This is a genomic window from Rhodococcus sp. EPR-147 (genome assembly GCF_001647185.1).
Taxonomy (GTDB): Bacteria; Actinomycetota; Actinomycetes; order Mycobacteriales; family Mycobacteriaceae; genus Rhodococcoides.
In genome coordinates, this window is the sequence record NZ_LVCU01000189.1 from 1 (window position 1) to 6,141 (window position 6,141).

Genomic DNA, 6,141 nt, shown 5'->3' on the forward strand with positions numbered 1-6,141 from the left:
TGGTATCGATGCAGCTCAGGCGAGTATCGGCGAAGCACGGGGGCAGTTACACGAAGCAGAGATATTCGCGCCAAGTGCTGATAACCAATCTACCGAACCTACATAATATCCGTTATCGGTAATGGTAGCCATTGTCGATTGCAACGCCAATGGTATGGCGCAGTGATGAATTCCACGACCCTCGATCTGACCGCGTGTAAGGCTTTAATCAGACGACGGCCGGATCCAGGACCTCGAACTAACCATCAGCGCGCTCGATCAGCCGGCGGAGGTCCCGGTCATAGTGATAGTGCACGATTTCGCCTGACGTAATCAGTTCGATTGCTTGGTCGATGACCGTGCGGGGCACGACAAACCATTCTGACGGGTCGTAGTTGCGGCCCTCGCTGTCGACTTGGGTCAGATCCAGGCGTACTTCGGCGAAAACACGGTGCAGCAGGTTCTCCACCGCTGCGGCCCGTACGTTGTAAACGCGGTAGGTTGCGACGATATCGACCGGTGCCATCAGATATGTCGGAGATTTCTCTGCGTTTTTTACTCTTGCCTCAACCGGTCCGCGCGAGAAGCCGATTTTGTGCAGGTCGTCGATTGCGTCGATGTGCGGGTCGATGCTCCGGGAGCGTAAGACGTAGATGTACCCGCTGACTTCGTCGTCGCTGAGGATCTGCGGCTGGACGCGAGGCGCAACGATCTGCCCGTCCTCGTCGCCCAGTCTTATTGCGAGGGACTGTCGGTACATCCGCGATTCGGTGCCGTTCTCGAAGACGCAGCGCAGCCGCTCGCGTTTGTTCTCGCGGACGGTTGTTTTCTTGTACTCCGTTTCGCCGACCTCTGCGATGAACAGCATCACCCCGTTGAGCACAAAAAAGGCACCGGGGGCGATGTGTTTCACCCCTGGGTACGGCATCAACTGGGCAAGGCCATCGCTGAGCTCGGCGTGCTTCTGCGTGAACAACGGCGCGAACTCTGCGAAGCCCGAAGCCGGTCGACGCCGGGCAACCTCCTCGGTGTCGAAATGTTGCCGGCGAACCGGAAGACCCGACACGTCCAGGATGCCGGACTCGTCAGCGAGCAGGCCGAGTGGATCGTCGTCAAGGAGTTCCTCGATTGAACCCGGAGCATCAGGCACCGCAAGCAGGCCGAGCTCGTCGAGATGGGCGAGGGCTTCGATCTTGGTGTCGTCGGCCAGAATGCCATCGAGGCGCGCGCCGAGCTTGCGCTCGGAGATCTCCCGCGTCGTCGGGCTCGGTAGCCGGCCATGCGTGCGATGGAACTCTACAACTTCGAGGAAAGCCCGTTCGAGTCGGTCACTCGAGGTGACTTTCGTAGGCTTATCGGGCAAGTCGAGCAAACCGTCGACATCGGTGTCGATCAACTGCTGGAATGTGTCGACCTCTGGCACAACGTCTTCGGCTCTGTCGTCGTCTAGCGCCATCAGGGGGTCTCGTTACCGGTTGTCGGTGTGGCGGCCGTCCGCTGCTGCTTGAGGCGTTGCAGGAAAAGCAGTGCCTCGGCGTAGCGTCTTTCGGTGGGCTCATCGGATCGCACGTCGGGACGCCGCCCGTGAACTGTGACCCAGGTCTGGATCTTAGGGAACAGTGCGAGCGCCTCCTCTTCGCTGATCTCTACCCGCGTCGAGGTGATCGCATCGGAGATAATCTTCAGGACTGACGGTGTCACCGACTTCGACATCACCTCGAACGCCCGCTGGAACGGGTTAATGGTATCTATCAGGTTTATGTTGACCTCGTCGATATTGACGAATGTGTCGGCCATCTTGATGAACCGCTTGTCACCGAACTGCTTGACCTCACCGTTTTTGATCACCGAGTCCACGACGACCTGCTGCCGAACCTCCTCGACCTGCTCTTCGGTGAGGTCTGGGTACCGTTCTCGGATAATTTTTGGGATCAAGACTTTGTTCGTCGTTTCCGGGTCGACGCTGCCAGCGGCGGCCTTCGCGAACGTCTCGTTCTGCAGAATGTTGGCCTTGAGGTCGTTGAGGTCAGTCTCCACGATCTGCTTGACCCGCTCGCTCGACGGCTCTTTGAAACCCTTGATCTTGATGGTCCCCGGTTCTGGCGCATCGTCGTTTCCGCGCTTGGCCTTGAACGCGAAGTTGGGGGCCAAAACCTGTTCCATCAGCAGCGATGCGGTGATCGCCTTGAGCATGTTGTTCACCGAGACCGTCACCTCGCCGCGCTCGGCGTCCGGCTCGGCGAGCAGGTTGGTGAACTGCGCATGCGCCTTGCCGGGGCTGTCGCGTGTTACCCGGCCGATGATCTGGATGATTTCCGTCAAAGACGCCCGATACCCGACGGTCAGCGCATGCTCGGCGAACGGCCAATCGAACCCCTCCTTGGCCATGCCGAGAGCGATGATGATGTCGACGCCGTCGCGCTCTTTCGCAGCTACCGACGTCAGATAGTGCAAGGTGTCGGCGCGCTTGTTCTGGTCTGTATCGTCGACCAGATCGGCCACTCGCAACACCCGCCCGGTGTCTGCGCGACGGATCCGGATGATGCCGGTGCCGGGTTCAGTGTCGATCACTTCACCGATCGTGTCGATGATGAACCCGACCTCCTCGATCTTGTCCTTGGTCGACTCACCGGAGTTCACATTCGGGATGTGCACGATTGTCTTCTTGTCCAGATCGAAGATATCGGCAATCGCTTCGGTGTAGCGGCCCTGATAGAAGTGGTGCCCGATCCCCAGCGACTTCAGATAGCGGTAGCCGTTGAGCTGGTCGTAGTAGTTGAACGTCACCGGCGTGAACTGAGCCTCATCGGCGGCCGAAAGTACTGGTACCGAATCGCCGCGGAAGTACGAGCCGGTCATTGCCACGATGTGGACATCGGAACCAGCCATCACGTCTTTGAGTAGCGCACCCAACCGGCTGCCCTCGATATCAGCTGACACGTGGTGGAACTCGTCGATCGCCAGCACCGTGCCGTTGAACTCTGCTGACGCCAACCGTTCGAATGCGAAGCGCAGCGTCGCGTGAGTGCACACCAGGATCGGATCATTGGAGCTCAGGAAGTCGGTGAACGCACCGACCTTGCCCGCCGACGAACCGGGAGTGCACAGATTCCGCTCGGGCTTGACCTCCCAGTCCGCGAAGAAGCCATCTGCGGTCAGCTTCGTCGAGGAAAATGATGCACCGATGGAGCGTTCGGGGACCGCGACGATCACCTTTGTGCGGCCCTGGTTGAACAGCTTGTCCAGGCCGACAAACATCAACGCCCGCGATTTGCCCGACGCCGGTGGAGCCTTGATCAACAGATGCTGGGCGTCGCGCTTGGCGAATACCCGCTGCTGCATCTCCCGCATCCCCAACGCGTCGGTGTTCACCGACGCCCCGGTCTGCGCGTAAGTCACATCGACGACGTTCGCCGTGTTGCTCACTTCTTGCTCCTCTTCGCGGGACTTGTCGCCTGCTCCTTGGCTGTCATTGCCTCGTACATTGCGAACAGGTCCGACAATCGTTCCTCGTCCGTTTCGTAATCACGCTTGGAGTAGATCGAGTCCACCAGCGCATCAACTTCCGCGTGGGCTGCCCGAAGATCATCAGGCATCTTGTCCGGATCGTACAGTTCCGCAAGGGTCTTCTCGCAGTGATACTCACGCACATCGAGCACCCGCAACGCTGCCACCGTCAACTGCTCCTGTAGCGAGTCGGACAGCATAGGGAGCGGGAAGTTGTTGTAGACGATCGTTGCTGAGTACCGGTAGTCCGTCTTTAGCTTCCCGCCCACCGCACGCAACCAAACGATGTGCATTCGGGAAGTGAGAAGCGAAAATGTCCACGGTTCTACTTTGTAGGCGGCATTTGCGGAGTCCGAAATGACTGTGCTCTGGTCCAGGTATCCAATCGGAATGTACTCGCGGCGTTCGGAAGATACTCGCGGGACGATCAAGGAATCGGTGTTCTGATGCGCCCAGAAATAGAAGAGATTTGGGGTTGCAGCCTTGGCTCTCGTGGATTTTTCAGTGCTCTTTTCACGATGTGCACGGACACCCGCGAGCCGACGCTTGACAATTGGCAACTGCGTAGCCTGTTCGATCAAGTCGTCGGGGATAGTGAGACACCAGCGCGTTTTACCGTTAATGAACTCCTCCGAACCGCTGAATCCCTTTATGCAATCGGCGAGATGTGGTGCCAGTGTTATTATCTCGCTCTTCTCTGCGTCGCTGAGAATTAGGTTCCCGCCGTCGTTCGGCATCGAACCGAATCCAAGCCGCGGCAGATTAGACAACGGCCGGCTACGCCTTCCGATCCAGATGTTCGGGGCGTCTGCCAAGTAGGGGTTGATCCGTCGCGCCTCAAGTCGGATGCCATCAGTGTAGATATACCTCGGCGCTGATGAGCATTTACGTATCCCGACTACAACGCATGTGACACCGGCAGCGTTCTTCGCGTGATTTGACCACTTGAACGATGAGTACGCGTAACCGATCTCTAGACTGTCACCTAGCACTTGTGGCCACAGAATTCCGACCTGCTCGCCCTGCGTTACGGAGTTGGTAGTTACGAACGCCGCCTTTGCGGAGGTGTCTCGGATGTAATCTGCTCCCTTGATAAGCCAGGCGGAGACGTAGTCCAGGCTCTTATAGTTCGCAGTCACGGTCGCGAGGTCACGCTTCTGTTCAGCTGACTGGTTTCGACTGCCCAGATACGGAGGATTTCCGAGCACGTAGCTCTCGGACCGGTCGTCGCTCGGACAGACCTCCAACCAGTCTCTGGTAACTGCATTGCCTGCAACGATCTGGCCCGCCTCCCTTAGCGGGATTAGAGGGATCTCAACGCCGAACTTCTCTCTGAACTCGCGGTTCATCTGATGCTTAGCAATCCACAGCGAGAGGATCGCGACCTCGACCGCGAAGTCGTCGATCTCGATGCCGTAGAAGTTCTCGATGTGAATCTTGGATATTGCGTACATGACCTGGTGCTCAGGGCTCAGGTCGGCGAGGCGTTCGAGGATCGCATGCTCCAGGCGGCGAAGCTCTTTGTAGGCGATGACCAGAAAGTTCCCCGAGCCACAGGCAGGGTCGAAGACTCTGATCTCGCCGAGCCGCCCCAACAGTTTCTCCAGCTTGCTGACGTTGTCGAAACTGGAGTCGAACTGATCTTTGAGACCATCAAGGAACAGCGGCTCGATCGTCTTCAGGATGTTCGGCACCGATGTGTAGTGCTGACCAAGATCCGATCGCTTCCCCGGTGTGACGATGGCCTGAAACATCGATCCGAAGATATCGGGGTTGATCTCGCTCCAGTCGAGCGCCCCGAGATCGAGAAGCAAGGCGCGGGAATGCTTGGTAAAACCAGGCACCACGTGCTGTGTCGAAACCTCGAACAACCGACCGTTGACATACGGAAACGCCGACAGGTAGTGCGGCTTGTCAGTGGCCAACTCGGTATCCAGCGCAGCAAACAGATCAGTGAGGAACTCCTCGACGTCCGAGCCGTCGGTCTGAGTGTGTGAGCCGACTGCTGTTGTGAACTGATTGTCGTCGAAAATTCCCGTGTCTTCGGCAAAGAAACAGAAGAGTAGCCGAGTGAAGAACACGTTCAGAGCGTGCCGGCCATGTGCCTGGTCGATCAGGGTCGGGTTGGCTGCGAGCAACTCATCGAACAGCCTACCCATCCGCTCCGCAGCCTTAACGTCCGCGTGTGCTTCGGAAGTGTACTGGGCCTTCTCCATGCCAGCCCAGGGCAGGAAGAATGTGAAGTGCTTGGCAATGTCTCGGATCGGGAAAACTCTGTTCTCCGCCGTCTTCATGTCAACGGCGACGAGCTCTTCGTAGTTGGTGACAATGACGAACCGTGGGTTGTAGCGCATCACCGCCGGCGAGGTCCGAAGCTCCTCGATGTCGGCCAGCGGTTCCCGGTTGGTCTCACGGAAGTACACGACGTTCTTTTGGGCGACCTCGCGATTGGGGTCGGTCGCGACGTTCAGCGATCCGTTACGTAGACGAGTGACGTTGCTTTTCGGCTTCCCGTAGGCCAGCAGCAGATCGAAGACGAATTGGCGGTCGTAGGAATCGCGATTGCTGAGGTGAGCGACCCGCTCCTCGACCGCTTTGTAGTTCAGCCTCGCCATGCCTGCCCAACCTTTCTAGACGCCCGGCCGGAGATACGGC

The 6,141-nt window shown here is 58.2% G+C and carries 3 protein-coding genes; all 3 read right to left on the minus strand.

Annotated elements, in window-relative coordinates:
• Nucleotides 1-238: 238 nt before the first annotated feature.
• Genes A2J02_RS09645 through A2J02_RS09655 form a run of 3 tightly spaced genes read right to left on the minus strand, consistent with a single transcriptional unit; the run spans nt 239 to nt 6,101 of the window.
• Entirely contained in the window at nt 239-1,435 is a 1,197-nt protein-coding gene (locus A2J02_RS09645; protein ID WP_068049626.1) for a GIY-YIG nuclease family protein, read from the minus strand.
• Nucleotides 1,435-3,405 (minus strand): DEAD/DEAH box helicase, encoded by a 1,971-nt coding sequence (locus tag A2J02_RS09650; protein WP_068049627.1) that lies wholly within the window; start codon nt 3,403-3,405, stop codon nt 1,435-1,437. The genes A2J02_RS09645 and A2J02_RS09650 overlap by 1 nt, the downstream gene beginning before the upstream one ends.
• Nucleotides 3,402-6,101 (minus strand): DNA methyltransferase, encoded by a 2,700-nt coding sequence (locus A2J02_RS09655; protein ID WP_068049631.1) that lies wholly within the window; start codon nt 6,099-6,101, stop codon nt 3,402-3,404. The genes A2J02_RS09650 and A2J02_RS09655 overlap by 4 nt, the downstream gene beginning before the upstream one ends.
• Nucleotides 6,102-6,141 lie beyond the last annotated feature (40 nt).